This is a genomic window from Enterobacter cloacae complex sp. S1, assembly GCF_014930525.1.
Taxonomy (GTDB): Bacteria; Pseudomonadota; Gammaproteobacteria; order Enterobacterales; family Enterobacteriaceae; genus Enterobacter; species Enterobacter hormaechei_C.
On the sequence record NZ_JADBRE010000002.1, the window covers coordinates 111,389 to 135,966 of the forward strand.

Here is a 24,578-nt window from a genome sequence, read left to right on the forward strand (position 1 = left end):
GATGAGTGAAAACATCCGCGTCGGTCTTATTGGCTACGGGTACGCAAGCAAAACCTTTCATGCACCGCTGGTTGCCGGCACGCCGGGAATGGAACTGGCGGCTATCACAAGCAGCGATGAGACTAAGGTCCGCGCCGACTGGCCAGCCGTGCCGGTGGTAACGGAGCCTAAGCATCTGTTTAACGATCCTAATATTGACCTTATTATCATTCCAACTCCTAACGACACTCATTTCCCCCTGGCGAAAGCGGCGCTGGAGGCAGGGAAACATGTTGTTGTCGATAAGCCCTTCACCGTGACGTTGTCACAGGCGCGCGAGCTGGATGCGCTGGCGCGTAGTCTGGGTCGGTTATTATCGGTCTTTCACAATCGGCGCTGGGACAGCGATTTCCTGACGGTTAAGGCGCTGATAAACGAAGGCACGCTCGGCGAAATTGCCTTTTTTGAGTCGCACTTCGATCGTTATCGTCCGCAGGTGCGAGATCGCTGGCGCGAGCAGGCGGGACCGGGTAGCGGCATCTGGTATGACTTAGCGCCGCATCTTCTCGATCAGGCCGTTCATCTGTTTGGTTTGCCCGTGAGCATGACGGTCGATTTAGCGCAGCTCAGGCCGGGGGCGCAGACCACCGACTATTTCCATGCCATTTTGAGTTATCCGCAGCGGCGCATTGTGCTGCACGGGACAATGCTTGCGGCGGCGGAATCGGCCCGCTATATCATTCACGGGGCGCGCGGCAGCTATGTGAAGTTCGGCCTGGATCCGCAGGAAGAGCGCCTCAAAAATGGCGAACGCTTACCGCAGGAGGACTGGGGCTACGACATGCGCGATGGGGTGGTGACGCGTGCGGAGGGGGAGGTACTGGTTGAAGAGACGGTATTGACCCTGCCGGGGAACTATCCGGCGTATTACGCCGCCATTCGTGACGCGCTGAACGGTTCAGGTGAAAATCCGGTTCCCGCAAGCCAGGCAATTCAGATTATGGAGCTGATCGAGCTCGGGATCGAATCTGCCAAACATCGCGCAACGCTCTGTCTGGCATAAGTGCCAAACGCTTTCGTAGGCCGGGTAAGCGCAGCGCCACCCGGCAGTAAAGAGGACTACTGAGCAACTTTATCGCGCAGCGCCTGTTTCTCTTCAGGCGTCAGGAAGGCGATCTCCAGCCCGTTGATTTGCGCCTGACGGATCTGCTCGCGGCTCAGCCCGGCCTGTGGTGCGGCGATGTTGTATTCGTGAATAATATCCACGCCCTGAACCGCCGGATCGTCCGTGTTCAGCGAAGCCAGCACCCCGTGTTCGAGGAAGGTTTTCAGCGGGTGTTGCGCCAGCGACGCCACTGTACTGGTCTGAATATTGGAGGTCAGGCAGGATTCGATTCCAATACGTTGTTCGGCGAGGAAATCCATCAGCGCGCGATCTTCAATGGCTTTCACGCCATGACCTATACGTTCCGCACCCAGTTCACGAATGGCCTGCCAGATGCTTTCCGGCCCCGCGGCTTCCCCCGCATGAACGGTAATATGCCATCCTGCATCACGTGCGCGGTTGAAATGAGACAGGAATAGACTGCCCGGGAAGCCCAGCTCGTCACCGGCCAGGTCGATGGCGGTGATCTGGTCGCGATGCGCCAGTAATGCTTCCAGTTCCTGAAGACAGGCCGCTTCACCGAAGGTACGGCTCATAATGCCAATCAAACGCGCCTGAACGTCAAAGGTTTTGCAGCCTTCACGCACGCCTTCAATGACCGCTTCAACCACGCCCGCTACGGGGAGGTTGTGGGTCATCGCCATATAGCCCGGGGAGAAACGCAGTTCAACATAGTGCAGGCCGTTACGCGCGGCATCTTCGATGTTTTCAAAGGCGATACGGCGACAGGCATCGACCGAGGCCAGCATCTTCACGCCCCAGTCGAGCTTGCTCAGAAAACTCACCAGATCCGGTTCGTTCGACGTGACCTGAACATGCGGGATCAGGGTTTCAAGCGTTTCGGCAGGGAGGGTTAAATTGAACTGGCGGCCAAGATCGAGAATGGTTTGGGCACGAATGTTTCCGTCGAGGTGGCGGTGAATATCAGTTAAAGGCAGGCGTGTATCAATCATGGTCGCACTCTTTGCTGGTTAAAGTGCGCCATATTATAAAAACAAAACGGGGTAAAAAGCTATTTGCGCAAGGGAATATTCCGTTGCGCAAATGATTTACAGCAGAGTGTTGATGCCAGCGATAAGGCGTTGAACGCCCTGTTCAAGCTTACTACGCGGACAGCCAGCGTTCAGACGCACATAGCCTTTACCTTCATCCCCGTAGGTATATCCCGGCATGATGGCCACTTTTTGCTGATCAATCAGCACGTTTTGCAGCGTATTGTCATCAATGCCAAGCGGGCTGAGATCGATCCATGCCAGATAGGTGGCCTCGGGCGGTTGCCAGTTGAGTGTCGGAAATGCAGTATTCAGTTCGTCAGCAATGTAGCGCAGGTTTTCTTCGAGATAGATCCGCAGCGCGTCCAGCCAGGGTTCTCCCTGTCGGTAGGCAGCAATGTGCGCGGTCAGCGCCGGCACGGAAGGGGAAGAGAGTCCGTCCCGACCTTTTAATGCATTCAGATAGGCGTTACGGCTGGCGTCATCGGCGATAAGCCCCCAGGCACCCGTCAGCGCCGGAATGTTGAAGCTTTTGGAACCCGAGGTCAGCAGCGCCCATTTACCGCGCGCAACCTCATTCCACGGGGTATGACGATGCGTGCCCCATACCATGTCCATATGAATTTCGTCGCTGATCACCGCTACGTCATAACGTTCACACAGGGCCGCCATTGTGGTCAGCTCTTCCCGCGTCCAGACTTTGCCGGTCGGGTTTTGCGGGCTACACAGCAGCAGCACCTTGTTTTCCGGTTTTGACAGCGCTGCTTCCAGCGCGGCCATATTGCCCTCCCAGCCATGCGCTGTTTTCTGCATCGGCACGGAAACAACGGTACGCTGGTTGCCGTCGATGGCTTTATAAAAGGCATCGTAAGCCGGGGTATGGACCACCACGCCGTCGCCAGGCGAGGACCAGAGGCGGATCAGCTCCGAGACCATATAAATGACCGACGGCCCATACACCACGGTTTCGGTATCAATCTGACTGTTAAAGCGTTGCCGGAACCAGTGCGCCACGGCGGCCAGAAATTCGTCATTTTTCCAGCGACTGTAGCCAAACACCCCGTGGTTTATTCGCTGGTGCAGCGCATCGGTAATGCAGGGGGCGGTGGCGAAATCCATATCAGAGATGGTGAAGGGCAGCAGGTCGGCAGCGCCAAAACGGTCAGCGATATAATCCCACTGGGTACACCAGGTGCCGTGTCGATCCACGACGGTTGAAAAATCAAACATGACGGTGCTCCGTAAAGTAAAACCCCCTCATGACGAGGGGGCGAGGCATCAGGCTTCGACGGTTCGCATCAGGGTTGCCAGCTCATCCTTCACTGACTGTACCTGCGGGCCAATGACGACCTGCAAATTGTGTTGATTTAACTGTACCACGCCGATAGCCCGGTTAGCTTTAAGTGCGTTGGTATCCACTTTGGACATGTCCGCCACCGACAAACGCAGGCGGGTGATGCAGTTATCCAGAGAGGTAATGTTATCCGCACCGCCCAGCGCCGCCAGAATAGCCGGCGTGTTATATCCGGATTTCCCAACAGTGCCGGCTACCGCCTGTTCAACGCTGGTGGCCGTATCGGTATCGCGGCCAGGCGTTTTCAGGTTAAAGCGGGTGATGGCGAAGCGGAAGATCCCATAGTAAACCGCGAACCAGATGGCGGCCACAACCGGCACCAGATACCACTTGGTGGACAGGCCGTGCAGGATACCGAAGACCACGAAGTCAATTACGTTACCGTCGGTGTTACCGATGGTCACACCGAGCACAGCCATCACGGTAAAGCCCAGGCCCGTCAGTACGGCGTGGATGAGGTACAGTACCGGCGCTACGAACAGGAACAGGAACTCGATAGGTTCTGTCGTACCGCCCACCACGCAGGCAATAACGCCGGAGATCAGCAGACCTTTAATTTTATGACGATTTTCCGGACGGGCACAGTGGTACATCGCCAGCGCTGCGCCCGGCAGGCCGCCGAGGAAGGCAGGCATTTTACCCTGAGAGAGGAAACGCGTCGCACTTTCAGAGAAGCCGTGAGTGGTCGGGCAGCTCAGCTGGGCCTGGAAGATGGTCAGCGCACCGCTAACGGAATGACCGCAAACGTCCATGGTACCGCCGGCTTCGGTAAAGCGGATCAGGGCAACCAGGATATGCTGTAAACCAAATGGCAGCAGCAGACGTTCACCCGTACCGAAAATCATCGGGCCGAAATCACCCGCGCCATTGATAATGCGGCCGATACCGGTGATCCCCATGGCAAAAATCGGCCAAATCAGAGGGATGATCAGACCAAACAGACCCATCACAACCAGCGTAATGATTGGCACAAAGCGGGTCCCGCCGAAGAAGGCCAGCGCATCGGGCAGGCGGATGTTGTGGAAGCGCTCGTGCAGCATCCAGATAATCACCCCCGCGATCACGGCTCCAAGGATCCCGGTATCGATGGACTGAATACCAATCACGCTCTGAATGTTATTGGCTTTCAGTACCGCCGCGTCGGTCGTGGGCAGGATCCCTTTGGCAGTCAGCCAGAAGTTAACCGCAAGGTTCATGACCGCATAGCCAACGAAGCCCGCAAACGCCGCCACGCCTTTATTTTCGCGCGCCAGACCCAGAGGAATGGCGATACAGAACATTACCGGCAGGAAGCTAAAGGCAAAAGAGCCGACCTTGCTCATCCAGATGAAGATCGCCTGAAGTACCGGATTTCCGAGGAAAGGGATCAGGGTAATGACGTCGTGGCTGCTTAACGAGCTGCCGATCCCCAGCATGATCCCGCAAAAAGAGAGAAGCGCCACGGGCAGCATAAAGGTTTTACCCAGTTGCTGGAAAAACTCCCACAGCGATATTTTTTGTGCTGCTTTCGTCGTCATAAAACGACTCCTTAAATGGTAGAAAGAGATTTAACGACCTCGATGGGGCGAGAAGATAAAACGTTTTATCAAACTTTAGTGCGCGCTAAATCACATTCTCAGGCTTTTACTGGTAGTATAAAGATAACGTATTGATAAAACGTTTTAGCGATCTCATTATCAAGGAGTCACGCCACCACATGGCTGTAGCGAAAAAGATCACCATCAACGATGTCGCGCTGGCGGCGGGGGTTTCCGTCAGCACCGTTTCGCTGGTATTGAGCGGGAAGGGGCGCATCTCTCCTGCAACGGGTCAGCGCGTCAACGAGGCCGTTGAGCAGTTAGGCTTTGTGCGTAATCGCCAGGCGTCGGCGCTGCGCGGTGGGCAAAGCGGGGTGATAGGGCTGATCGTTCGCGACCTCACGTCGCCGTTTTATGCAGAACTGACCGCCGGGCTTACCGAGGCGCTTGAAGCGCAGGGGCGAATGGTTTTCCTGCTCCACGGTGGGCGCGAACCGGAGCAGCTGCTCTCCAGGCTGGATATGCTGCTGATGCAAGGGGTGGATGGGGTGATCGTGGCCGGCGCGTCCGGCGTGGGCAGTGAATTGTGTGAGCGCGCGGCGCAGAAAGGCGTACCGCTGGTGTTTGCCTCGCGCGCAAGCTATCTCGACGAAGCCGATACCCTTCGGCCAGATAACATGCAGGCCGCGCAAATGCTGACCGAGCATCTTATTCATCGCGGCCATCAGCGCATCGCCTGGCTCGGCGGTAAAAGCTCGTCCCTGACGCGTGCCGAGCGGGTGGGCGGTTACTGCTCCACGCTCATCAAATACGGCCTGCCGTTTCACAGCGAATGGGTGGTGGAGTGTGAATCCAGCCAGAAAAAAGCCGCGGAAGCCATCGGCACGCTGCTTCGCAACAGCCCGACGATCAGCGCGGTGATTTGCTATAACGACGTCATTGCGATGGGGGCGTGGTTCGGTTTGATCCGCGCCGGACGACAGAGCGGTGAGGGCGGGGTAGAAACGTTCTTCGGCCATCAGGTGGCGCTGGGGGCGTTTGCGGATGTCGGTGAAAATGCATTAGACGATCTCCCCATCGTCTGGGCGACGACGCCGGCTCGTGAAATGGGGTACACCCTGGCAGACAGGATCATGCAGCGCATTGAAAATACGGACGTGCAGGCCGGGCATCAGATTGTGGCTGCGCGGTTAGTGACGGTGAAGTAAACGCTTTGCTTCCACGGGCCTACAACGACTCAGGATCGGAGGCCGGGTAAGCGTCAGCGCCACCCGGCAATAAAAAACCCCTCATGCGAGGGGTTTTTCGTTTACTGCTGCGGTACTGCCGGCGGCGCTGCCGGTTCAGCCGGTGCCGGAATGCCCAGCGTCGGCATACCGAACATACCGACAAACTCTTCCAGCGGCATTTTGTCGCCGTTGAGCGTCACCTGGCCATTAGCATATTGCAGGCTGGTGGAAATGGTGTTGTCTTCCACCTTCGTGATGCGGAACATCTGGCCCATCGCCGCCAGGCCTTTCACCTGTTGGTTTGCCAGTTTCCCTGCATCTTCTTCACCATACCCTTCAAGTTTCGCAATCTGCGTCATGAACTCGGTCGCCATATCCATCGGGATGGTCAGCTTGCTGTCGAGCGATTTCACGCTGCGGTCAACTTCCTGCGCCAGGGTCTGCGGTTCGCCGGCCGCGGCGGCCGGATCCTTCAGGAACAGCGACAGGTTGAAGTTGGTTTCGCCTTTGCCGTTTTTCCAGCTCAGTGGCGCAACGGTAATCACCGGCTCGCCCTTCAGCAGGATCGGCAGGTTATTAAACAGCACCGTCATCGCCTGCTGCTGGTACGCCTGCGGGTTCTGTTGCAGGGCAGCATCGGTCAGCAGAGCCTGGCTCTCTTTACTGTATTTCTGACTGAATTCGTGCCACGCCTGGCCGTCAATGTTGCCGATTTTCAGCGACAGCTTACCGGTACCGAGATCCTGATTTTGTACTTTCAGGCTTTTCAGGCTGTAATCCAGCTGGGTGTTGATGCTTTTACCGTCTTTGGACACGTCAGACTTACCGTCCAGATCCATGCCTTCAAGCACCGCCATCTCTTTGCCTTCGATCGCAATGGCGATCTTATCGAGGCTCAGTTTCTGGTCGCCGATACGCTCATCAAAATCGGTCATACGGCTATTGCCGCTGGCTTTCAGGTTGTTGAAGGTAAGCTGAACCTTCTGGTTATATTCATTGACTGAATTCACCAGGCCGCTGGCGGCATCGCCGGTCAGGGAGACATTCTTGCCGTCGCGATCGGCATCAAGCTGGAAATTACCGCCGCTGAAGGCGACTTTGTCGGTGCCTTGTTCGTAATTCAGGGCTTTCAGGTCGATGTCGGAATGCGTATCACCGGCATAGCTGATGCGGGTATTGATCTCAAACGGCGACTCATTTTTCGCCATATCGAAAATCGGCTTCGTCACCTCGTTATTCACCAGTACGGTTCTGGCGGATGCCATAGAGGGGATCAGGTTAAACTTTTTCAACTGCGCCAGCGGGAACGGACCGTGGCTGACCACTTCATCCAGCACCACGCTCTGGCCCGGTTTCAGCCAGGCGTTCTGATTACCCGCAACCGGCTTCACCACCACCTGCATATGGCTGGTAAACACGCCACGCTGGTAGTTCTGGTAGCTCAGCTCCAGACCTGCTTCAGGCGCGCTGCGCTTAATCTCGCTGTTTGCCTGCGTCATCATCTCTGCCAGACGGCTTTCCAGCTGTTTCCCGGTATACCAGGAAGCACCCGTCCAGATCACGCCTAAAGCAACAATCACTCCTACCGCTACGACCGATTTTTTCATTGCGATTATCCCTAAAATGAAACCAGGCGGTTAAAACCGCCTGGTGTTACAACGCCTGTTACTAGCTTAGCAAGAGTTGTTAAAAAATTCAGTAAGTCCCTAAAGCTTATTAAAAACACGCGCCAGGCGACCGGTGCCGCTCACCCGGACAGGCGACTCGTTGGCCGCGACAAAGGCGGATTCACCCGGTTTAAGCACCAGACGCTCGCTATCTTTATGCAACGTCGCTTCGCCTTCTACACAGAACAGGATCGCGGCGCTCTCCTGTGCAATGGCGGTTTCGTCTGCGCTGAGGTCGTGCAGCGAGAAGGCAAAATCGTCAACCGGAATCGGGAAGTCCAGCTCTGCGCCGTTTTTCACCGGCTGCGTAAGCAGCTCCGCAGCAGGTTTCGCCACGAACTTCACGTTGGCAACCAGCTCAGGGATGTCGATGTATTTTGGCGTCAGGCCCGCGCGCAGTACGTTATCGGAGTTAGCCATCACCTCCAGCGCCACGCCGTTCAGGTAGGCGTGCGGGGTTTCAGCGAACAGGAACATCGCTTCGCCCGGGTTGAGCTTCACCACGTTCAGCAGCAGCGGAGAGAAGAGACCGCTGTCGTCCGGATAAAACGTGGAAATTACGCGAATGGTGTCCCATGGCTCACCCTGCTGGCTGTTCAGCGCGGCTTTCAGCACCGCCAGCGCGTGGGATTTTTCCTCGCCCTGCATATTCAGCAGGCTGGCAAACAGCTCGCTCAAGGCTTCTGCGTTCGGGTTTTCCAGGAAATGGGCGATCGCGTTGTGAGCCCCGGCGACAGGTTGCAGCAGGGAGATGATTTCCGAAAACTCGCGGAAGGCATTCATCGCCAGGAAAGGGGTAAGGGCGAAAACCAGTTCTGGCTTGTGGTTAGGATCTTTGTAGTTACGCTCTGCGGCGTCTAACGGAATACCGGCGGCATTTTCTTTGGCAAAGCCCAGCTCAGAGGCTTTTTTGTTCGGGTGAACCTGAATGGAGAGCGGCTGGTCGGCGCACAATACCTTGAACAGAAACGGCAGCTCACCAAAACGATTCGCCACTTTATCGCCGAGCAGTGCGGCTTTGTCGGCGTCGATGACGTCACGCAGGCTGCGAACCTGGCCGCTGGCATCTTCAATTTTTGAGCTGCTCTTCGGATGCGCGCCCATCCACAGCTCTGCCATCGGCAGGTTGTCCGGGTTGGCGATACCGTAGAGATCCGTTAACGCAGTTTTACTTCCCCAGGCGTAGTTTTGCACTGAGTTGATGAGTTTTTGCATTATCAAGCCCTGATTCATATGTGGAATTAACTCCGCGTATTAAAGCAATAAACCGAATGGAAGTAACCTGCGGATGTAAAAAGTCGTACTAGTCTCAGTTTTTGTTAAAAAATTGTGTAGGATAAGCTGACTCGCTTTTAAGCCGGGCAGCGGAACATCTGCCCTGAATAAACAGACCGAAGCAGTAAGTGAGAGAACAATGTCGAATAAACCCTTCCATTATCAGGATCCTTTCCCCCTCAGTCAGGATCGGACCGAGTATTACCTGTTAACCCGCGATTACGTTTCTGTCTCTGAGTTTGAAGGGCAGGAGATCCTCAAAGTTGACCCGCAGGCGCTGACGTTGCTGGCGCAGCAAGCCTTCCATGATGCTTCCTTTATGCTCCGTCCGGCGCATCAGCAGCAGGTTGCTGATATCCTGAGCGACCCGGAAGCCAGTGAGAACGATAAGTACGTTGCCCTGCAATTCCTGCGTAACTCTGATATCGCGGCGAAAGGCATTCTGCCGACCTGCCAGGACACCGGCACGGCGATTATCACCGGTAAAAAAGGCCAGCGCGTCTGGACCGGCGGCGGTGACGAAGCGGCGCTGGCGCGCGGCGTTTACAATACCTACACCGAAGACAACCTGCGCTATTCGCAAAACGCGGCGCTGGATATGTACAAAGAGGTGAACACCGGCACCAACCTGCCTGCGCAGATTGACCTCTACAGCGTTGACGGTGACGAGTACAAATTCCTCTGCATCGCCAAAGGCGGCGGTTCAGCCAACAAAACCTATCTTTACCAGGAAACCAAAGCGCTGCTCACCCCGGGCAAGCTGAAGAATTATCTGGTCGAGAAGATGCGCACCCTCGGCACCGCGGCCTGCCCGCCGTACCATATCGCGTTTGTGATTGGCGGTACGTCTGCTGAAAGCACCCTGAAAACCGTTAAGCTGGCCTCAACCAAATACTACGATGGCCTGCCAACGGAAGGTAACGAACATGGTCAGGCGTTCCGGGACGTGCAGCTTGAGCAGGAACTGCTGGCCGAAGCGCAGAATCTGGGGCTGGGCGCGCAGTTTGGCGGCAAATACTTCGCGCATGACATTCGCGTGATCCGCCTGCCGCGCCACGGTGCTTCCTGTCCGGTGGGGATGGGCGTTTCCTGTTCAGCGGACCGTAACATCAAAGCGAAGATCAACCGCGACGGCATCTGGATCGAGAAGCTGGAGAACAACCCGGGCAAATACATCCCTGAAGAACTGCGTAAAGCGGGCGAGGGGGAAGCGGTTCGCGTGGACCTGAATCGTCCGATGAAAGAGATTCTGGCGCAGCTTTCGCAGTATCCGGTCTCGACGCGTCTCTCCCTGAACGGGACGATTATCGTGGGCCGCGACATCGCCCATGCGAAGCTGAAAGAGCGCCTGGACAACGGCGAAGGGCTGCCGCAGTACATTAAAGATCACCCGATCTACTACGCAGGCCCGGCAAAAACGCCTGATGGATATGCTTCCGGCTCGTTAGGCCCAACTACGGCGGGCCGTATGGACTCCTACGTCGACCAGTTGCAGGCCAACGGCGGCAGCATGATCATGCTGGCGAAAGGCAACCGCAGCCAGCAGGTGACGGACGCGTGCCACAAGCACGGCGGCTTCTACCTCGGCAGCATAGGCGGCCCGGCAGCGGTGCTGGCGCAGGGCAGTATCAAGAGCCTGGAGTGCGTGGAGTACCCGGAACTGGGTATGGAAGCGATCTGGAAAATTGAAGTGGAAGACTTCCCGGCGTTCATCCTCGTGGATGACAAAGGTAACGATTTCTTCAAACAGATCCAGTCTTCCCAGTGTTCGGCGTGTGTGAAGTAATTCTGTAAATTGCCGGGTGGCGCTGACGCTTACCCGGCCTACATTCTCGTAGGTCGGGTAAGGCGCAGCCGCCACCCGACATCAAAAAGAGCGCACAAAGCGCCATAACGTTTCTCAGAAGTCATCAATACTTATCTCTTAAGCATGTGAGCAATCCCATCTTTGTTATCAAGGAGTAAGTAATGACAATGCATCGCCGCGAGAAAGACTCCATGGGCGCCATCGACGTCCCGGCCGACAAGCTATGGGGCGCACAAACCCAGCGTTCGCTGGAGCATTTCCGCATTTCGACAGAGAAAATGCCCGTCTCGCTAATCCAGGCGCTGGCGTTGACCAAACGCGCTGCCGCCAAAGTCAATCAGGATCTGGGCCTGCTGGATGCCGATAAAGCCACCGCCATCATCAATGCCGCCGACGAAGTGCTGGCGGGCAAACATCCCGACGAATTCCCCCTTGCCATCTGGCAGACCGGCTCAGGCACCCAGAGCAACATGAACATGAACGAGGTGCTGGCGAACCGCGCAAGCGAGCTTCTTGGCGGCGTGCGCGGCATGGAGCGCAAGGTCCACCCGAACGATGACGTGAACAAAAGCCAGAGTTCCAACGACGTGTTCCCGACGGCCATGCACGTGGCGGCCGTCATCGCAATCCGCGAGCAGCTTATCCCGCAGCTCAACGTGCTTAAATCTACGCTTAACGAGAAAGCGCAGGCCTTCCGCGACATCGTTAAAATTGGTCGTACGCACCTTCAGGACGCCACGCCGCTGACGCTTGGTCAGGAGATCTCCGGCTGGGTGGCGATGCTGGAGCACAACCTTAAGCATATCGACAACAGCCTGCCGCATCTGGCGGAGCTGGCGCTCGGCGGGACGGCGGTGGGCACTGGCTTAAACACCCATCCCGAGTACGCGGTGCGCGTGGCCGAAGAGCTGGCGAAGATCACCGGGCAGCCGTTTGTTACCGCTCCGAATAAATTCGAAGCGCTGGCGACCTGTGATGCGCTGGTGCATACCCATGGCGCGCTGAAAGGGCTGGCGGCCTCGCTGATGAAAATTGCCAACGACGTGCGCTGGCTGGCCTCCGGCCCGCGCTGCGGCATCGGCGAAATTAGCATTCCGGAAAACGAGCCGGGCAGCTCCATTATGCCGGGTAAAGTGAACCCGACCCAGTGCGAAGCTATGACCATGCTGTGCTGTCAGGTGATGGGTAATGACGTGGCGGTTAACATGGGCGGCGCGTCGGGTAACTTCGAGCTTAACGTCTATCGTCCGATGGTGATCCACAACGTACTGCAATCGATTCGTCTGCTGGCCGATGGCATGGAGAGCTTTAACGAGCACTGCGCGGTGGGCATTGAGCCTAATCGCGAGCGAATCAGCCAGCTGCTGAATGAGTCTCTGATGCTGGTAACGGCGCTGAACACCCATATTGGTTATGACAAAGCGGCCGAAATCGCTAAAAAAGCGCACAAAGAGGGGCTTACCCTGAAAGCCTCTGCGCTGGCGCTGGGCTACCTGACGGACGCCGAGTTTGATGCCTGGGTCCGCCCGGAAGCGATGGTGGGCAGCCTCAGGTAATCACTGCGCGACATACAGGTGCAGCCGCGGAATAATCAGCTGTAGCGGCTGAGCCTGGGGTTTATAGCGATGCTGAACGTTTTCAGCATCGTAGTTCAGCAGTTCCCCGATATCCGGCACCACCGCACCCTGATCGGCATCGTAGAGCGCAATCAGCGGCGTCGGGCAGGCGTATTGCACCTGCTTTTGTTGCCCGGCATACCAGACGCGGGCGATAGGCTGCACCTTCACCGGACGCTTTATTTTAAGACGGGTATCAGCCGGCAGGGAGGCAATGCTGTGGTACTCTTGCTCCAGCCGTTCAATCCACTGTTCCCGCGACCACGGGGCGACCGTTCGCGGCGATTTCAGGCTTTTCTCCAGCTGGGCGAGGATCTCGTCGCGCGTGAAATTTTTAATGATGTGCTTGTTGGCCCAGCCGAAGCGCAGCGTGGCGGGGTGGCGCAGTACCGTCAGCGTGCGGTAAGCATTCAGGGTGATCAGCCCCGGAAGCTGGCGATGCACCCATTCAAAACGGGCAGCCGGCGCCAGCCCGGACTCAACGGTTACAATCTTCTCAAAGGCGGCTTTCAGCGTATTGATATGCGTAATCTGCGCCTCAATTCCTTCACGCGTTGCGGCATCCGTTTGCAGGCAGATGACGCCGGGCAGGCGAACGGCGGCCTTACTGCTGCGATTTTCAGACTGCTGCTGGATGAAAAGGCGACGAAAGTGCTGCAACGTCATTTCCAGCGCCGCCTTGCCAATATGCTGCGTCACCTCAATGGTGTTCAGCGGGTCGTGCTCGGCGCCTTTCACCACCTCGGGCAGAGAAAAGACGCGGGCGGCCAGCAGGCGGCAGTCCTGAAGTTGCCCCGTGAGGGTCAGTAACGCCTGCTCTATTTCCCGAAATGTGGTGTTAAGCCTTTCGATGAGATCGTAAGTTGCCATGGCAGCCCTTAATTAGTTACAACATACTTTTGATATAGCACAACACGCCGGGTCAGGCCAGCGTGCGGTTTAGGTCAGGCAGGTACGGGAAGGGGAATATTGTGATAGATCGGCCAGCTAAAGACGAACCGGGCCCCACCCAGCTCGCTCGCTTCGCAGCGAACCGAACCGCCCATCGCCTGGGCAATAGAACGGACAATTGCCAGCCCCAGACCACAGCCGCCGGTAGCCCGATCGCGGCTGGGATCGAGGCGCACAAACGGCTCAAAAACTTTTTCACGCTCCGCCGGCTCAATGCCGGGGCCATCGTCTTCCACACACAGAATCGCCTGGCTTCCCTGCAAATCTAAACCTATGCGCAGCGTCGTTTCGCTGTAGCGCATGGCGTTGTTCATCAGATTATCCAGCACGCGTTCCATCAGCCGCATGTCCAGTGCGCCGTACGCGCCGGGGGTAATGGCTGTCAGCAGTTTTCGCTGAGGGTTAACGCTCTGCACATCGTTAATATGCGTCTGTAGCCAGACGGGGAGATCCGGTGTACTGAGGTGCAACTCCGTCTGAGGCCGATCGAGGCGGGCATAGGTGAGCAGCTCTTCAATCAGCGCTTCAAGCTGGCCAATATCCCGATTGAGCGCCTGCGATTCCGCACTGGTGAGGTTCTCGCTCATCTCCAGGCGATAACGCAGGCGTACCAGCGGAGTGCGCAGTTCATGCGCAATGCCATCGATCAGCTGCTTCTTGCTGGCAATCAGGGCATTAATGTTATCGGCCATCTGGTTGAAGGCAATACCGAGCCGGTCAAAACTGGAACCGCTGTCGAAATGTATGCGTTCAGTTAAATGACCCTCCCCAAAACGCTGTGCGGCGGATTCCAGTTTCAGCATGTCCTGCCAGTGCGGTCGCATCCAGATGAACACAGGTAAAGCGAGCGAAATGGCAATAAAGCCCAGCAGAGCGAGATCCAGCAGGCGCATCTGGTGCAGGTAATAGAGATAGGGCACTGGCCCGACGGCCAGAACATAATGGCTGCGTGGAATACGCTGAATGAAGGTATATTTCTCGTCCAGTGCGACGATGTCTCCGTCGCGCAGACGCTGCATCGCAGGCGGCGCTAAGTCAAAATCCTTCATGGGTTCGATACGCAAATCAAACGACAGATTCAGATCCAGCTCTTTTAACGTGCGCGCCCAGTCATGAGGAGGAATTTCTCGCAGCTCGCTACGCATCAGGTAGAGCGAGCTTTTCATCAGATCGTCCAGGGATTGCCTGCCCGCGCGCTCTGCGGTGAATTTGTAGACCAGCCCGACCAGCATGGTCATCACCAGAAAGCAGACAAACAGCAGGAGATAAAACTGCACAAACAGCTTTTTCATTAAATATCACCGGAAAATCAAGCAATTAATTATTTTGTTTTTAGCTTCAGGGGCACTATGGGGGCATTAGCATATCCGCCAAAGCGCTGATTCAAAAATGATACCTGATCGCTATCGAGAGCATTTATCCACGCAGAGTATACATGGAAGACCATCTCTGCATTCTCATGACCCATCTGATTCGCTATAAAAGCAGGATTAGCTCCTGCCGACAACATCCAGCACGCGTATGTATGACGCAGCTGATAGGGGCGTCTGCGGCGAATGCCCGATCGTCTTACCGTTATATCCCATAGTGACACAATTGAGCTGACTGAATAGTACGCAGCTTGCTTGCCTTTCAGAGGTCGGGGCATAAACACAAAGTGCAGCTTTTGCGTTTCCGTCTTCCCGAACTCCCGGTGGTGGAAAGTGACTGGTACCTTAGGGGCACTCCCGGTAAGTTCCTTTTGAGCTCGCAAAGCTTCCAGAGCCGGCTCCAGTAACTTTATCGTCCGGTATCCAGCTTCGGTTTTGGGTGGTCCAAACAAGCCTTCCTGAGTGAGATTGCGTGCAATCGTAGCTTCGCCGGAATTAAGATCGATATCCTCCCAGGCAAGAGCGCAAAGCTCCCCGGGCCGAACTCCGGTGTAAGCAAAGAATTGCCACATGTTTTTCTGCTGAGCCGGAGCAGTCTCTTTCAACTGCTCAAACTCATGTCTCAAAAGCGGATCTGGTTTTGTTTGCCCTTTTCGAAGCCTTTTTATCCCGACATATGGTTGATATGAAATGACTTTATTTTTAACAGCATAGTCGAGGATTTGTCGCAGGATGGCCAGATAATAATCTACTGTTCTAACGGCGCGGCCAGTTTTATTTCTTCTGTTTTCGGGAGCATAGTTAGTCTCGCCAGTCAGTAATTCCTTTCTCCAGCCCAGAATGTCGCTGTTGGTGATGGATGCAACCAGCGTTTCAGGGCCGATTAGTTTCGTTAACGTTCTTACAGCTATCCCATAGCTTCTCGTGGCATTGGGTGAGAGATCGATTTTATGGTTTTCATACCAGGTTGATGCAAGTTCGGCGAACGTCGTAATGTTTTTAGATGTATAAAACTTTGCTGCTACTTTTGACTCCGGAAACACGCCCCGATAGTCAAAAGTACCCAGTTGAATCTCGCTTACAATTTTGGCCCTTAAATTCCCGGCTTTTTTGAGATTCGACGCATTTACGATCCATCCTTTTAATGTTTCTCGGCATCTAACGCCCTGAAATTTAAAACTTATTCGTATCTTATTGTTGTGGATCTCAACACCCGTTGGCATTGCAGTCATTATGCCTCCTTCACAAACCTATTAATGCTTGGGATGTTGTACCAGACAAGTCCTCGCTCTTCGGAGCTGCTTCCATCCAATGGGATTCTCTTAAAATGAACACCTTCTACCCAGGAGGTTTGGCGATAGCTTTTAATCTGACGATCTGTAAGGCCTGTCTTCTCTTTTAGTTTTGAAGCAACGCCCCATTCTGAATCGTAAATTACCTGCGACATGGTTCACCTCAGGTAACCGGCACGAGTATAGATATGCCGGTCTTTAGTCGTTGATATTTTAGTTTCAGTTTGCCTGGCCGGGCAGGGAACGCAGTCGGCGCATGCCTGTCATTGCTGTGGCCACGTAGCTTGCCTTGCAGTTGACCACCTCAACCCAGACCTTCACGCCTTCCACTCTCACCGTATAGGTCTCTTTCATCTTGCTGCGCCCATAGTCACCATATCTTTGCTGGTGGGCTGCGAGTGCGATTTCACATGCCTGGCGAGCCAAAGGGGATTGCTTACTGCCTCGATTAATCAGTCGCATTTCTTCTCCTTGAGGGAGGGTTTCCCCTCCCGATCTCGTTAGTCCACGTATTCCGGTTTCATATCCGCCAGGGTGATGCTGAACTGACCATGCAGTTCGTCGCCCAGATGGCGTTTCGATGATGCAAGAACGCGCTCTACTTCTGCGAACCGCTCAGATGCATCGGGCTCATCTGAAGGTGGCAAGGAATTGATGGCAGCTTCGACTTTGTTCCGTGCATCAACCAGGTAATAACGCTTCACGGCCTTGTTTTTCAGCTCAGTGAACAGGGCAGAACCCAGCGTTGCTTTCACTGTTTCAATATCTGCGCGCAGAGCTTTAGCGCTATCCACATCCTGAGCCGCCTCGATGCGGTCGCGGAAATCATCAGCAAGTGCATCAATATTTTGAGCTGATTCCTGAGCCGTTTGAGTCGTAGTGACGTTGTCACCTGAAATATCTGCAAGGCTTACATGCTGCGCCGGTGCAGGATTTAACTCTCGTTCTTCACGGCGATCATCGAGTTCATCCGGGGTATATACACCCAGAATCACATCCGGGCAGAACAGTCTCGCCCAGCGTTTGACGGCCAGGTACGCCAACTGCTGGCGAGGATCGTCTGCCCACAGGGTAGAGTTTCTGGTGCGGGCCTGAGCCAGCAACAAATCAAGTTCTCTCGGCTGCTCTTCACCTTTCAGCGTCGCACGGATAATGATGCCTATCCCTGCTTCGTCAGCCAAAGTCCAGCCCGGGATTCGGTACTCACCTTTGTCGCCTTTACGGATATGGAATTTTCCAACAACTTTTTCCCATGGTCCGTACCACTCATATTCAAAGCGGCTGCGGCCAATATCTCTGCCGGAGCTACGGTAACTGCTTGCTTATCAGCTGCATCAGCGCCTTCGCCTGGTTGTACCGGATCAGTATTTTCGACTTTCTCTGGCTGAGTCGTTTCCATCTGCACATTGCTGGTGGTCTCCGCTGCGTTTTCCGTTTTTTGGACTTCATTTGAGGAGGTATTGATGACCGAATCGGTAGTTCCACCCAATAGGGCATCGATGGAGTAAATTCCACCTCCGAGGTTTTCAACTTTCGGTTGAGCTGCTTGAGCTTCCACCTCAACAACTGGCGCAGATAACGGAAGAAGCTCAACCGCGGAGTTAAACTCTGCCGTCATGGTTTTATTCACGAACTCAAGATGAGCCACTGGCGTGTGATGAATGTTTTCTGGAGCGATGCGGATCACGTTGAAGATAGCCGCGCGGTTTACCGACAAAACCCCAGGCTGGTTGCGCAGAATGGCACTCCATGATTTCCATGGTTCTTCCCGCTTCGCCACGATCTCTTTGGCGCGGCGCAAAACGCTGGAGGGGATTTCAAAGTGATGAAAATCCATAGGCAGAAGGGCGCATGCGATCTCCAGATCGAGTGTGTCCATCGTATGATGCGCGCCTTCGCCGCGGTCGGTAACATAGCCGCCATCAGCGTTAGTGCCGGAATCAGTACGCTGCACGCTGCTGATGCGGTTACCGGCAGCCCATTCACGCGCTAGGATGCCACGGTCAATGTAATCAGTTTCTGCCCATATTTTGGTGAAACGGAGAACCAAAGCGAGTTCGTGACGCTTCTCCTGGCTGAACACCTTGCGAATGGCGTCGGTGTAGCGCCACAGGTCTTTGGTATCGTAGCCCTTAATCTCTTCGCAGTTTTCTGCCGCCAGCAGCAGGTTCTGAACGTAGCTGTTGTCAGTGTCCATCTCGAGCGCGCTGATAGCTTCGTACTCCTCGCGGGTTACGTGGTGGCGCAGTTCGTCGGCGGTGAACTGTGAAAGAAGTTGCTTGCGGAAGGGCATTCTGCACACTGGATAACGGGTGTTTTCATCGTCGTGCTCGCCGATCTGGATACCGTCATCAGTAGCGATATGCTTGCCAGTTTCAACCCCGGCGTCGCTGGTTCTTTCTGATTTGAGCAGAGTAAGCTTTCCGCTTCTCCACTCTCTTACTACCTCATTGCGGTCGTCAGCATCTACTCTCAACCAGTCGGCCATGAAAGCAGCAAATAGTTTTATTTCGTGCTCTTCATCTGGCGCGAATACCTGCTTAATCGCCTGTACCAGTTTCCACTCAGCGTTTAGGCTGAGTTCGGCAACTTCAGGGGTGTCGTTCTTCGCCAGTAGCAGATTCTGGAGATAGGTGTTGCCTTCATCCAGTGACATTTCGCTGGCAGCCAGCTGCTGCGCTTTACTGATATGCGTCTGATATTTGTCGCTGGTCAGGTGGAAGGCAAAACGGACTGCTGGAGTACGGTTTTCAAGCGTAACACTCTCGTCGATAGTTTCGACTTTAACGGTCGTTTCCGGAGCGGCAGTGTTAACCACGGATCCAGTAGACTCAGCTCCTGCCTTTGGCAGCCAGGTGCGTCCATCGTCCTGGAGTGCGTAGCGCTCGCACCAGGTGTAATCCACCGTGCCTTCTTCCGGCAGGTCGTTATATACGGGGAAATCGGTGCGGATCGGTTTGGCGTAGTCTTTACCGCGGCCAGTTTCTTCAATGCCTGCTTCTTCCAGTGCAACATCGAGTTGGAGATTGGCGCGGGCTTCAGACTTCGCGGTGAACCAAATCACTGCGTCTTCTTTGCCAGATTTCTGCGTAGCCTTAACTACATAGAAAAATTCCATGTGAGATCCTCTTTTTTGGATGTAAGATCCCCGGGCCAGAGATAGCGCCCATTGGGTGAACTTTGGTTTTTTAAGTAGTTTTCCGGTGTAACTTTGGTCGGGAGCACCGGACGTACGGGCCGCCTTGCGCGGCTTTTACGTTATGCCTCGTGTGCCATCTGGTCGTACGAAGCACAACGTTCAGAGCAGTATTCTTTTTCTTTGCGCGCCAGCTGCGCGCCGTTGCTATAGAGAAGGGTACTTTTGACTACTTCCTCCGGTTTAACCGGCTTGCCGCAGTACCCGCATTTCGTTGAGTTACACATCTGGATTCCCCTTTTGCGCCAGCAGGTAGCACAAGCGGCGAAGAATCACTTCGAACAAGTTAAGTTTTACGGCCTGCTGCCGTCCTGGTTTGCGTGCGAAATCAATCATTCTCACCCCTGTTTGCCTTATCGCCGGCCAGCGGAACGTTTACACCTGATGCGCGTTAATCTCTCCACCTCATCCGACTATTCGTATGCCGTCGGCGGCTACTTCGTGGGCGTCCTGCCTTGGTGATTCATAATGCGTTTGGTGAAATAATTAAATCACTGGTTTATATACGTGTCAACTACCGGCTTGTGCTAATTGTAAATCGATGGTTTATATACCCAATTTTTGTGAAGTTTTAGGCAGATTGTAGGCAAAAAAATACCGACTCTATGGTCGGGAACGGTGGGTTCTTAGTGGGGAGCGGCGATGGAGTTTATGGGAAAGGTTAAAAAAACCCGGCATATTTGCCGGGTTTTTTGCTAGCTTCTTGGATAGACTGGAGACCAGGGAAGAGATATTGTCTCTAAAACTGTGTCCTTCAGCATCTTCTCGATAGCTTGCTTAGTACAGATATATACGTAATTTTCAAAAAACCATGAGTTTTCATTGTAAATATCTTGGGTTAACTCTTCGTCAAGGAAGCACTCAAACGTTAACGTAAGTTTTACTTGAACTTGGAAAATTACATCTTCATCTTCATCAACTTCTGCCTCAGGTCTTTCTCGTGAATACCCTTGCATTGTTGGGGTCACTTCTATAAAGAGAAAGTTGCCGTCATCGTCAAGTTGTGGTGTAACTTTCTGATCTGAAAATTTTAAATTGTATTTACCACCTTCAGAGTCGTCATTTTCATTGATATACAAGGATGAACCTTCAATATCAAATCCTGTAAAACGTATCTTTTCTAGCATTAATGCCGAGCTCCATGTTTGGCGATCTCCCAAGAAGATGTCACGCTTGTGCGCTTCCTTGAGTAAGAGAAAGAGACAGTCTCGCTAAATTCGCTAGGTTTATCAAAGTGATAGTGAATTTCTTTTCTATCATTAACGGCGTCTGCTATAGATTGCTTAACAAAGTCATTTAAAGACATATTTCTTGCAACAGCAGCTAAATATGCTTTTTTATGCAACTCTTCACCGATCCTGACATTAAACGTGCCACTCATCGTTTTGTTTGGCGCTTTACCGAGCTCTTCACAAGTTTCAAGATAATCGTCAACAGCTTCTTCGAAGGCTGAGCGCAGTTCATCTACAGTAGTTCCTTCGTAAGTGATAAGGTCAGTTATGCATTCGATCTTTCCGTAAATGACCCCATCTTCAAACGAGATGTTTGAACTTCCATAGTAACCTTTGTACTTCATCAGGTTATTCATGATCTTCAATCTCTTCCAACAACTGTTTAACTTCTTCTAAAACGTATCTTTTAAGAGTGTTTTCAGGGTGAGGTTCGTGAAATATGGCTAATCTATCAATAGTTTGGTTGTAGAACTTCCGTCCCGAACCCCTTTTAGCATTCAGTAGTCTAAAACCGTATTGACTCATAAGCGTAACAAGTTCATCCCATGTAAAATTTTTGGGCAACCCATCTAGCTTAGCCTTCAGCTTTTCCTTTCTTCCCACGAAGGATACATCCTCTGTCAAAATTAGTGCAACTGAATTTTAGTTGCAAGCGGTTTGAGCGGAATTCAGATTGTTTTACTTACATTACTCGCTAGTCATACTAATTGGCTAGCTATAGGATATTTTAAAATCCAAAGTCTTAAAATTCAGAATGTTAGGCTGATAATCAGAGTTGGCGATTTAAGCCTCATCGCCCTTCAGTCTGCGTCCCATATATTTAGCATAAAGCTCATCGAGTTCCTTCAAACGAAGAGAAACGACTCGTAACATGTTCTGCTGTTCTTCTTCCGGCAATTGGCGGTATAGCTCCAAGAGACGCTGTTCGTCCGGCTTAAGTCCGTCTTTCTCTCCAACATCTTCACCAAGTAGCCAGGCGACAGAGATGCCAACGGCGTCAGCTATAGCCAGCGCTGATTTTTTACTAATCACTCCTTTTTTGAACCAGCCGTTTACGGCCTGAGGTGTGACTCCAGCTATGCGTGCCATGTCCGCCTTGGTAACGCCGCGATCAGTGATCTCAGTAAGGCGTTCTACCAGAACGAGATTGGGTTCTTCTTTTCTCATAGGGTCATTGTAAATATCTGGTTTACACGCACAATAAATTCATGATTTGCCATATATATAAATCTGTGGTTTACTTTTGCTGTTAATCAGTAGGAGAATTATATGTCCGCACTCGATAAAGCGATTAAAGCCGCTGGTTCAGCCAGAAAGCTCAGCATCGCGCTTGGTGTGACGAGTATGTCGGTAAGTCATTGGAAGAATCGTGACCACGGAAAAGTTCCGCCTAGTTACATCTTTCCAATTTTCAAAATGACAGGTGTTACACCACACGAACTACGGCCCGATCTTTACCCAAACCCCACTGACGGTTTACCCAAACAGGAGCTTTAACAATGCAAACTGTTTCAGTTCAACAGAGTAGCAGAGCGTCCTCTACTCCACTGATATTCCCGTGTCATCAAAGCGAATCGGCAGCGCAGGATATTGAACATCGCGATATCTGCTCAGCGGTACGAGCTTGGGCGGCAGCAGAAGGGCGCGTAGCTGTAGCTCTTCAAATCCAGGAAGCGGCGGAAGAACTTCAACCTGATGGCGTGGACTTCTCAGGTCAGCCCGAAGTCTGGAACGTGAAGCTGTTCCGTTGGCTGGATAACAAAGAAGACTCCGCGTCGTACCGAAAGAACGTCGAACAGTTGGTGCCAGCGATCATGTCCGTATTACCGCTTCGATACCGAGACCGTGTTGTTAAGAACGACTCGTTTGCCTACCGGATGGCCAGGCTGGAAAAAGAGGTGAGCGAGGCCAAGCAAGCTTTGATGCTCGATGCACCTAAGAAGGAAAAACTGAAGGAGTTAGGCGAGGGGATTTTCGAAATGTTCAGGATCGATCCGGACCTTACGGCGCCGCTGCTGGCGATGGTCACAACCATGCTGGGGGCAATATGAAGACTTCAGAAAAGGCGAAAGCCGCGGTGCTCGAACACCAACGGCTTTCAGGTGCAAAAACGGAGTGTAATTGCGGAGCTAAGTATGTCAAACACAGCTGAAATTATCAATTTCCCCCACAGAACCGAACAACCGGGAGGTCGTATGGCCGACCTGTCGAATGGGTATACCAAGGTCGCTAACGAGATCCAACAGCTCAAGCCTCGTCTGAGAATGTCAGGCCGGGAGTGGCAGTGTTTTGAGGCGGTGATCTGGCTTACCTACGGCTGGAACAAGAAGCAGGACCGCGTTACGAACACGGTGATCGCCGAGCTTACTGGGCTGAGTGATTCCCACGTTTCAGATGCGCTCAGGTCACTCGCAGAACGCAAAATTATCTTCAATCAGAAGCAGGGCGTGATGAAAACTGTCGGTATAAATACTGACCTTTCAGCCTGGATTTTAGACAAGCCGAAAACGGGAAAAGTCTTCCCGAAATCGGGTAAAGTGTTACCGAAAACGGGAAAAACCTTCCCGGAAACGGTAGACACCCAAGACTATAACAAGAACAATAATAAAATATCCTCGTCTCGGAATTCTGACGAATCCCGAAACCAGAAAACTCAAAAGTTTCTCTCACGCCATCCAGAAGCTGCCGCCGGCATATACACCCCGGCAGGTAAATCATGGGGATCCGCTGACGACCTCAAGGCCGCACGCTGGATTTACGACAGGCTTCTCACCGTCAACGCATCGCTATCTGAACCAAACTGGGCTGAATGGGCAAACACCATCAGGCTGATGCGCGTCCAGGATAAGCGTACTCACTACGAAATCTGTGACCTGTTCCAGTGGGCCAACCGGGACGAGTTCTGGAAAGACAACATCCTGAGCCCTTCAAGTCTGCGAAAGCAGTGGGATCAGCTCACTACAAAACGGCTACGCGCTACCGGAACGGCAAAGCCATCCCGGAGCGGCATCGACCTGCATAACACCGACTGGATTGACGGGGTGATGGAATGAAAAATCTTGCCGAGAGCATTCGCAATTTTGACCGGGAACAGGCTCGCCGCGTAGCGCACAACCTGCCTGAGCAGTACACCGAGCGCGAACAAACGCAGCAGGTGGCTCAGATTATCAACGGGCTATTCGTACAGCTGGCTGCTGCATTCCCAGCAAGCATGGTTAATCGCAGTCAGGAAGACGTGAACGAGATTCGCCGTCAGTGGGTGCTGGCGTTCAAAGAAAACGGGATAACCACCTTGGAGCAGGTTGAAGCCGGCATGCGCATGGTGCGCCGTCAGGAGCGACCATTCCTGCCTTCACCAGGCCAGTTTATCAAGTGGTGCAGGGAAGGGCGCTGTGTGTTGGGGATCTCTACCTCAGACGTCATGGCTGAATACTGGAAGTGGCGTAAGTTGGTGTTCCGGTATCCGAGCAGTGAGCAGTATCCGTGGCCGAAGCCGGTTTTTTACCACATCTGTCTGGAACTGCGGCGTCGCGGAACTGATGGCCAACTGAGTCAGAAAGAACTTGAGCGTGAAGCTGGCGAAATTCTGGATATGTGGGAAAAGCGTGTGCTGGCCGGGCAGCCAATTCCGCCTGTTCGGCGGGCGTTGCCCTCACCAGTATCGCCTAAGGGGCCGACACCGGCAGAGCTTTTGAAAGCCAAATACGAGCGCTTGAAGAATTGTGGAAGGGTATAAGTATGCGAATGCTTACTCTGCCAAATGTTAACATAATCGATAACTTTAGGATTATCTTAGTTAGTGATTAATACAAGCACATTAGAAGTAATTTAATATCTTTGATGGCTTTATTAGAATATTCAAGAAATTCATATAGGAATGAGCTTAAAAAAAAGTATTAATTGATTTTTGTTTTATTGTAATTTATATATAGTACA

Annotated in this window: 23 protein-coding genes and 3 pseudogenes; 8 read left to right on the forward strand and 18 right to left on the reverse strand. The window is 53.4% G+C overall.

The genetic code is table 11. The features are described from left to right. The first annotated feature begins 1 nt into the window (after position 1). Positions 2 to 1,042: an oxidoreductase gene (locus IM290_RS01750; RefSeq protein WP_032648137.1), complete on the forward strand. Its 1,041-nt coding sequence runs from the start codon at positions 2 to 4 to the stop codon at positions 1,040 to 1,042. Between the two features lie 56 nt (positions 1,043 to 1,098). Here the strand turns inward: IM290_RS01750 and add are convergent, their stop codons facing one another. The 3 genes from add to malX all read right to left on the reverse strand — a co-directional run bounded on the left by add (position 1,099) and on the right by malX (position 5,007). Then, a complete protein-coding gene (gene add / locus IM290_RS01755; protein ID WP_032670038.1) occupies positions 1,099 to 2,097 on the reverse strand; it encodes an adenosine deaminase in 999 nt (332 codons plus the stop codon). Between the two features lie 96 nt (positions 2,098 to 2,193). Continuing rightward, complete coding sequence (locus IM290_RS01760; protein WP_193041998.1) at positions 2,194 to 3,366, reverse strand: MalY/PatB family protein; 1,173 nt, start codon at positions 3,364 to 3,366, stop codon at positions 2,194 to 2,196. Between the two features lie 48 nt (positions 3,367 to 3,414). Further along, positions 3,415 to 5,007 carry a maltose/glucose-specific PTS transporter subunit IIBC gene (gene malX, locus IM290_RS01765; RefSeq protein WP_023324552.1) on the reverse strand — a complete coding sequence of 531 codons (1,593 nt, stop codon included), beginning with the start codon at positions 5,005 to 5,007 and terminating at the stop codon, positions 3,415 to 3,417. Positions 5,008 to 5,186: 179 nt separating this feature from the next. Here malX and IM290_RS01770 point away from each other — a divergent pair, with 179 nt between their 5' ends. Beyond that, positions 5,187 to 6,215: a Mal regulon transcriptional regulator MalI gene (locus IM290_RS01770; RefSeq protein ID WP_193041999.1), complete on the forward strand. Its 1,029-nt coding sequence runs from the start codon at positions 5,187 to 5,189 to the stop codon at positions 6,213 to 6,215. Between the two features lie 101 nt (positions 6,216 to 6,316). On the opposite strand, the gene IM290_RS01775 is transcribed toward IM290_RS01770, so the two are convergent. Together IM290_RS01775 and manA are read right to left on the reverse strand one after the other, a co-directional pair. Then, positions 6,317 to 7,843, reverse strand: a complete 1,527-nt coding sequence (locus IM290_RS01775) for a YdgA family protein (RefSeq protein ID WP_193042000.1) — start codon at positions 7,841 to 7,843, stop codon at positions 6,317 to 6,319. Between the two features lie 99 nt (positions 7,844 to 7,942). Further along, complete coding sequence (gene manA / locus IM290_RS01780) at positions 7,943 to 9,118, reverse strand: mannose-6-phosphate isomerase (RefSeq protein WP_032670035.1); 1,176 nt, start codon at positions 9,116 to 9,118, stop codon at positions 7,943 to 7,945. 199 nt (positions 9,119 to 9,317) lie between these two features. Between manA and fumA the strand changes: the two genes are divergently transcribed. Both fumA and fumC read left to right on the forward strand, forming a co-directional pair. Then, complete coding sequence (gene fumA, locus IM290_RS01785; RefSeq protein ID WP_022647928.1) at positions 9,318 to 10,964, forward strand: class I fumarate hydratase FumA; 1,647 nt, start codon at positions 9,318 to 9,320, stop codon at positions 10,962 to 10,964. Between the two features lie 182 nt (positions 10,965 to 11,146). Next, a complete protein-coding gene (gene fumC, locus IM290_RS01790; protein WP_017693543.1) occupies positions 11,147 to 12,541 on the forward strand; it encodes a class II fumarate hydratase in 1,395 nt (464 codons plus the stop codon). Here fumC and tus read toward each other — a convergent pair whose 3' ends face one another. The 13 genes and pseudogenes from tus to IM290_RS01850 form a co-directional block, all read right to left on the reverse strand. Next, positions 12,542 to 13,471, reverse strand: a complete 930-nt coding sequence (tus, locus tag IM290_RS01795; protein WP_040117576.1) for a DNA replication terminus site-binding protein — start codon at positions 13,469 to 13,471, stop codon at positions 12,542 to 12,544. Between the two features lie 74 nt (positions 13,472 to 13,545). Further along, a complete protein-coding gene (gene rstB, locus IM290_RS01800) occupies positions 13,546 to 14,844 on the reverse strand; it encodes a two-component system sensor histidine kinase RstB (RefSeq protein WP_193042001.1) in 1,299 nt (432 codons plus the stop codon). Between the two features lie 29 nt (positions 14,845 to 14,873). Further along, complete coding sequence (locus tag IM290_RS01805) at positions 14,874 to 16,154, reverse strand: site-specific integrase (protein WP_193042002.1); 1,281 nt, start codon at positions 16,152 to 16,154, stop codon at positions 14,874 to 14,876. Continuing rightward, a complete protein-coding gene (xisR, locus tag IM290_RS01810) occupies positions 16,154 to 16,369 on the reverse strand; it encodes an excisionase family protein (protein WP_193042003.1) in 216 nt (71 codons plus the stop codon). Before xisR ends, IM290_RS01805 begins: the two co-directional genes overlap by 1 nt. A gap of 64 nt (positions 16,370 to 16,433) precedes the next feature. After that, positions 16,434 to 16,676: a DUF4060 family protein gene (locus IM290_RS01815; protein ID WP_020882485.1), complete on the reverse strand. Its 243-nt coding sequence runs from the start codon at positions 16,674 to 16,676 to the stop codon at positions 16,434 to 16,436. Between the two features lie 38 nt (positions 16,677 to 16,714). Next, positions 16,715 to 17,497: pseudogene (locus tag IM290_RS01820) on the reverse strand (RecT family recombinase); the annotation flags it as partial. Continuing rightward, positions 17,491 to 19,332, reverse strand: a pseudogene (locus tag IM290_RS01825) (RecE family exodeoxyribonuclease); the annotation flags it as partial. The pseudogenes IM290_RS01825 and IM290_RS01820, both read right to left, overlap by 7 nt. Before the next feature lie 140 nt (positions 19,333 to 19,472). Beyond that, positions 19,473 to 19,637: a YdaE family protein gene (locus IM290_RS21555; protein ID WP_226876006.1), complete on the reverse strand. Its 165-nt coding sequence runs from the start codon at positions 19,635 to 19,637 to the stop codon at positions 19,473 to 19,475. Further along, positions 19,630 to 19,785, reverse strand: a pseudogene (locus IM290_RS21560) (hypothetical protein); the annotation flags it as partial. The gene IM290_RS21555 and the pseudogene IM290_RS21560, both read right to left, overlap by 8 nt. 320 nt (positions 19,786 to 20,105) lie before the next feature. Then, complete coding sequence (locus IM290_RS01835) at positions 20,106 to 20,537, reverse strand: hypothetical protein (protein ID WP_193354473.1); 432 nt, start codon at positions 20,535 to 20,537, stop codon at positions 20,106 to 20,108. Then, the gene (locus IM290_RS01840) at positions 20,537 to 20,998 is read right to left on the reverse strand and encodes a type II toxin-antitoxin system HicB family antitoxin (RefSeq protein ID WP_163280292.1); all 462 of its coding nucleotides are present in this window, start codon (positions 20,996 to 20,998) and stop codon (positions 20,537 to 20,539) included. The genes IM290_RS01835 and IM290_RS01840 overlap by 1 nt, the downstream gene beginning before the upstream one ends. Beyond that, a complete protein-coding gene (locus IM290_RS01845; RefSeq protein ID WP_163280290.1) occupies positions 20,991 to 21,245 on the reverse strand; it encodes a type II toxin-antitoxin system HicA family toxin in 255 nt (84 codons plus the stop codon). The genes IM290_RS01840 and IM290_RS01845 overlap by 8 nt, the downstream gene beginning before the upstream one ends. Before the next feature lie 180 nt (positions 21,246 to 21,425). After that, entirely contained in the window at positions 21,426 to 21,809 is a 384-nt protein-coding gene (locus tag IM290_RS01850; RefSeq protein ID WP_193042126.1) for a helix-turn-helix domain-containing protein, read from the reverse strand. Positions 21,810 to 21,911: 102 nt separating this feature from the next. Here IM290_RS01850 and IM290_RS01855 point away from each other — a divergent pair, with 102 nt between their 5' ends. The 4 genes from IM290_RS01855 (at position 21,912) to IM290_RS01870 (ending at position 24,378) form a co-directional block, all read left to right on the forward strand. Then, complete coding sequence (locus IM290_RS01855; protein WP_193042127.1) at positions 21,912 to 22,139, forward strand: YdaS family helix-turn-helix protein; 228 nt, start codon at positions 21,912 to 21,914, stop codon at positions 22,137 to 22,139. A gap of 2 nt (positions 22,140 to 22,141) precedes the next feature. Then, complete coding sequence (locus IM290_RS01860) at positions 22,142 to 22,693, forward strand: toxin YdaT family protein (RefSeq protein WP_193042128.1); 552 nt, start codon at positions 22,142 to 22,144, stop codon at positions 22,691 to 22,693. Positions 22,694 to 22,777: 84 nt separating this feature from the next. Beyond that, positions 22,778 to 23,695: a replication protein gene (locus IM290_RS01865; RefSeq protein WP_193042129.1), complete on the forward strand. Its 918-nt coding sequence runs from the start codon at positions 22,778 to 22,780 to the stop codon at positions 23,693 to 23,695. Then, entirely contained in the window at positions 23,692 to 24,378 is a 687-nt protein-coding gene (locus tag IM290_RS01870) for a replication protein P (protein ID WP_047057729.1), read from the forward strand. The genes IM290_RS01865 and IM290_RS01870 overlap by 4 nt, the downstream gene beginning before the upstream one ends. The last annotated feature ends 200 nt before the right edge of the window (positions 24,379 to 24,578 follow it).

What these genes read in the sequence shown, in the direction of transcription:
- fumC (WP_017693543.1), top strand. Translation starts at nt 11,147, where the DNA reads ATGACAATGCATCGCCGCGAGAAAGACTCCATGGGCGCCATCGACGTC.
- IM290_RS01760 (WP_193041998.1), bottom strand. Translation starts at nt 3,366, where the DNA reads ATGTTTGATTTTTCAACCGTCGTGGATCGACACGGCACCTGGTGTACC.
- IM290_RS01835 (WP_193354473.1), bottom strand. Translation starts at nt 20,537, where the DNA reads ATGCTAGAAAAGATACGTTTTACAGGATTTGATATTGAAGGTTCATCC.
- add (WP_032670038.1), bottom strand. Translation starts at nt 2,097, where the DNA reads ATGATTGATACACGCCTGCCTTTAACTGATATTCACCGCCACCTCGAC.
- IM290_RS01750 (WP_032648137.1), top strand. Translation starts at nt 2, where the DNA reads ATGAGTGAAAACATCCGCGTCGGTCTTATTGGCTACGGGTACGCAAGC.
- tus (WP_040117576.1), bottom strand. Translation starts at nt 13,471, where the DNA reads ATGGCAACTTACGATCTCATCGAAAGGCTTAACACCACATTTCGGGAA.
- malX (WP_023324552.1), bottom strand. Translation starts at nt 5,007, where the DNA reads ATGACGACGAAAGCAGCACAAAAAATATCGCTGTGGGAGTTTTTCCAG.
- IM290_RS01815 (WP_020882485.1), bottom strand. Translation starts at nt 16,676, where the DNA reads ATGCGACTGATTAATCGAGGCAGTAAGCAATCCCCTTTGGCTCGCCAG.
- IM290_RS01855 (WP_193042127.1), top strand. Translation starts at nt 21,912, where the DNA reads ATGTCCGCACTCGATAAAGCGATTAAAGCCGCTGGTTCAGCCAGAAAG.
- IM290_RS01775 (WP_193042000.1), bottom strand. Translation starts at nt 7,843, where the DNA reads ATGAAAAAATCGGTCGTAGCGGTAGGAGTGATTGTTGCTTTAGGCGTG.
- manA (WP_032670035.1), bottom strand. Translation starts at nt 9,118, where the DNA reads ATGCAAAAACTCATCAACTCAGTGCAAAACTACGCCTGGGGAAGTAAA.
- IM290_RS01770 (WP_193041999.1), top strand. Translation starts at nt 5,187, where the DNA reads ATGGCTGTAGCGAAAAAGATCACCATCAACGATGTCGCGCTGGCGGCG.
- IM290_RS01840 (WP_163280292.1), bottom strand. Translation starts at nt 20,998, where the DNA reads ATGAATAACCTGATGAAGTACAAAGGTTACTATGGAAGTTCAAACATC.
- IM290_RS21555 (WP_226876006.1), bottom strand. Translation starts at nt 19,637, where the DNA reads ATGTGTAACTCAACGAAATGCGGGTACTGCGGCAAGCCGGTTAAACCG.
- IM290_RS01870 (WP_047057729.1), top strand. Translation starts at nt 23,692, where the DNA reads ATGAAAAATCTTGCCGAGAGCATTCGCAATTTTGACCGGGAACAGGCT.
- IM290_RS01865 (WP_193042129.1), top strand. Translation starts at nt 22,778, where the DNA reads ATGTCAAACACAGCTGAAATTATCAATTTCCCCCACAGAACCGAACAA.
- rstB (WP_193042001.1), bottom strand. Translation starts at nt 14,844, where the DNA reads ATGAAAAAGCTGTTTGTGCAGTTTTATCTCCTGCTGTTTGTCTGCTTT.
- IM290_RS01805 (WP_193042002.1), bottom strand. Translation starts at nt 16,154, where the DNA reads ATGACTGCAATGCCAACGGGTGTTGAGATCCACAACAATAAGATACGA.
- IM290_RS01860 (WP_193042128.1), top strand. Translation starts at nt 22,142, where the DNA reads ATGCAAACTGTTTCAGTTCAACAGAGTAGCAGAGCGTCCTCTACTCCA.
- xisR (WP_193042003.1), bottom strand. Translation starts at nt 16,369, where the DNA reads ATGTCGCAGGTAATTTACGATTCAGAATGGGGCGTTGCTTCAAAACTA.
- IM290_RS01850 (WP_193042126.1), bottom strand. Translation starts at nt 21,809, where the DNA reads ATGAGAAAAGAAGAACCCAATCTCGTTCTGGTAGAACGCCTTACTGAG.
- fumA (WP_022647928.1), top strand. Translation starts at nt 9,318, where the DNA reads ATGTCGAATAAACCCTTCCATTATCAGGATCCTTTCCCCCTCAGTCAG.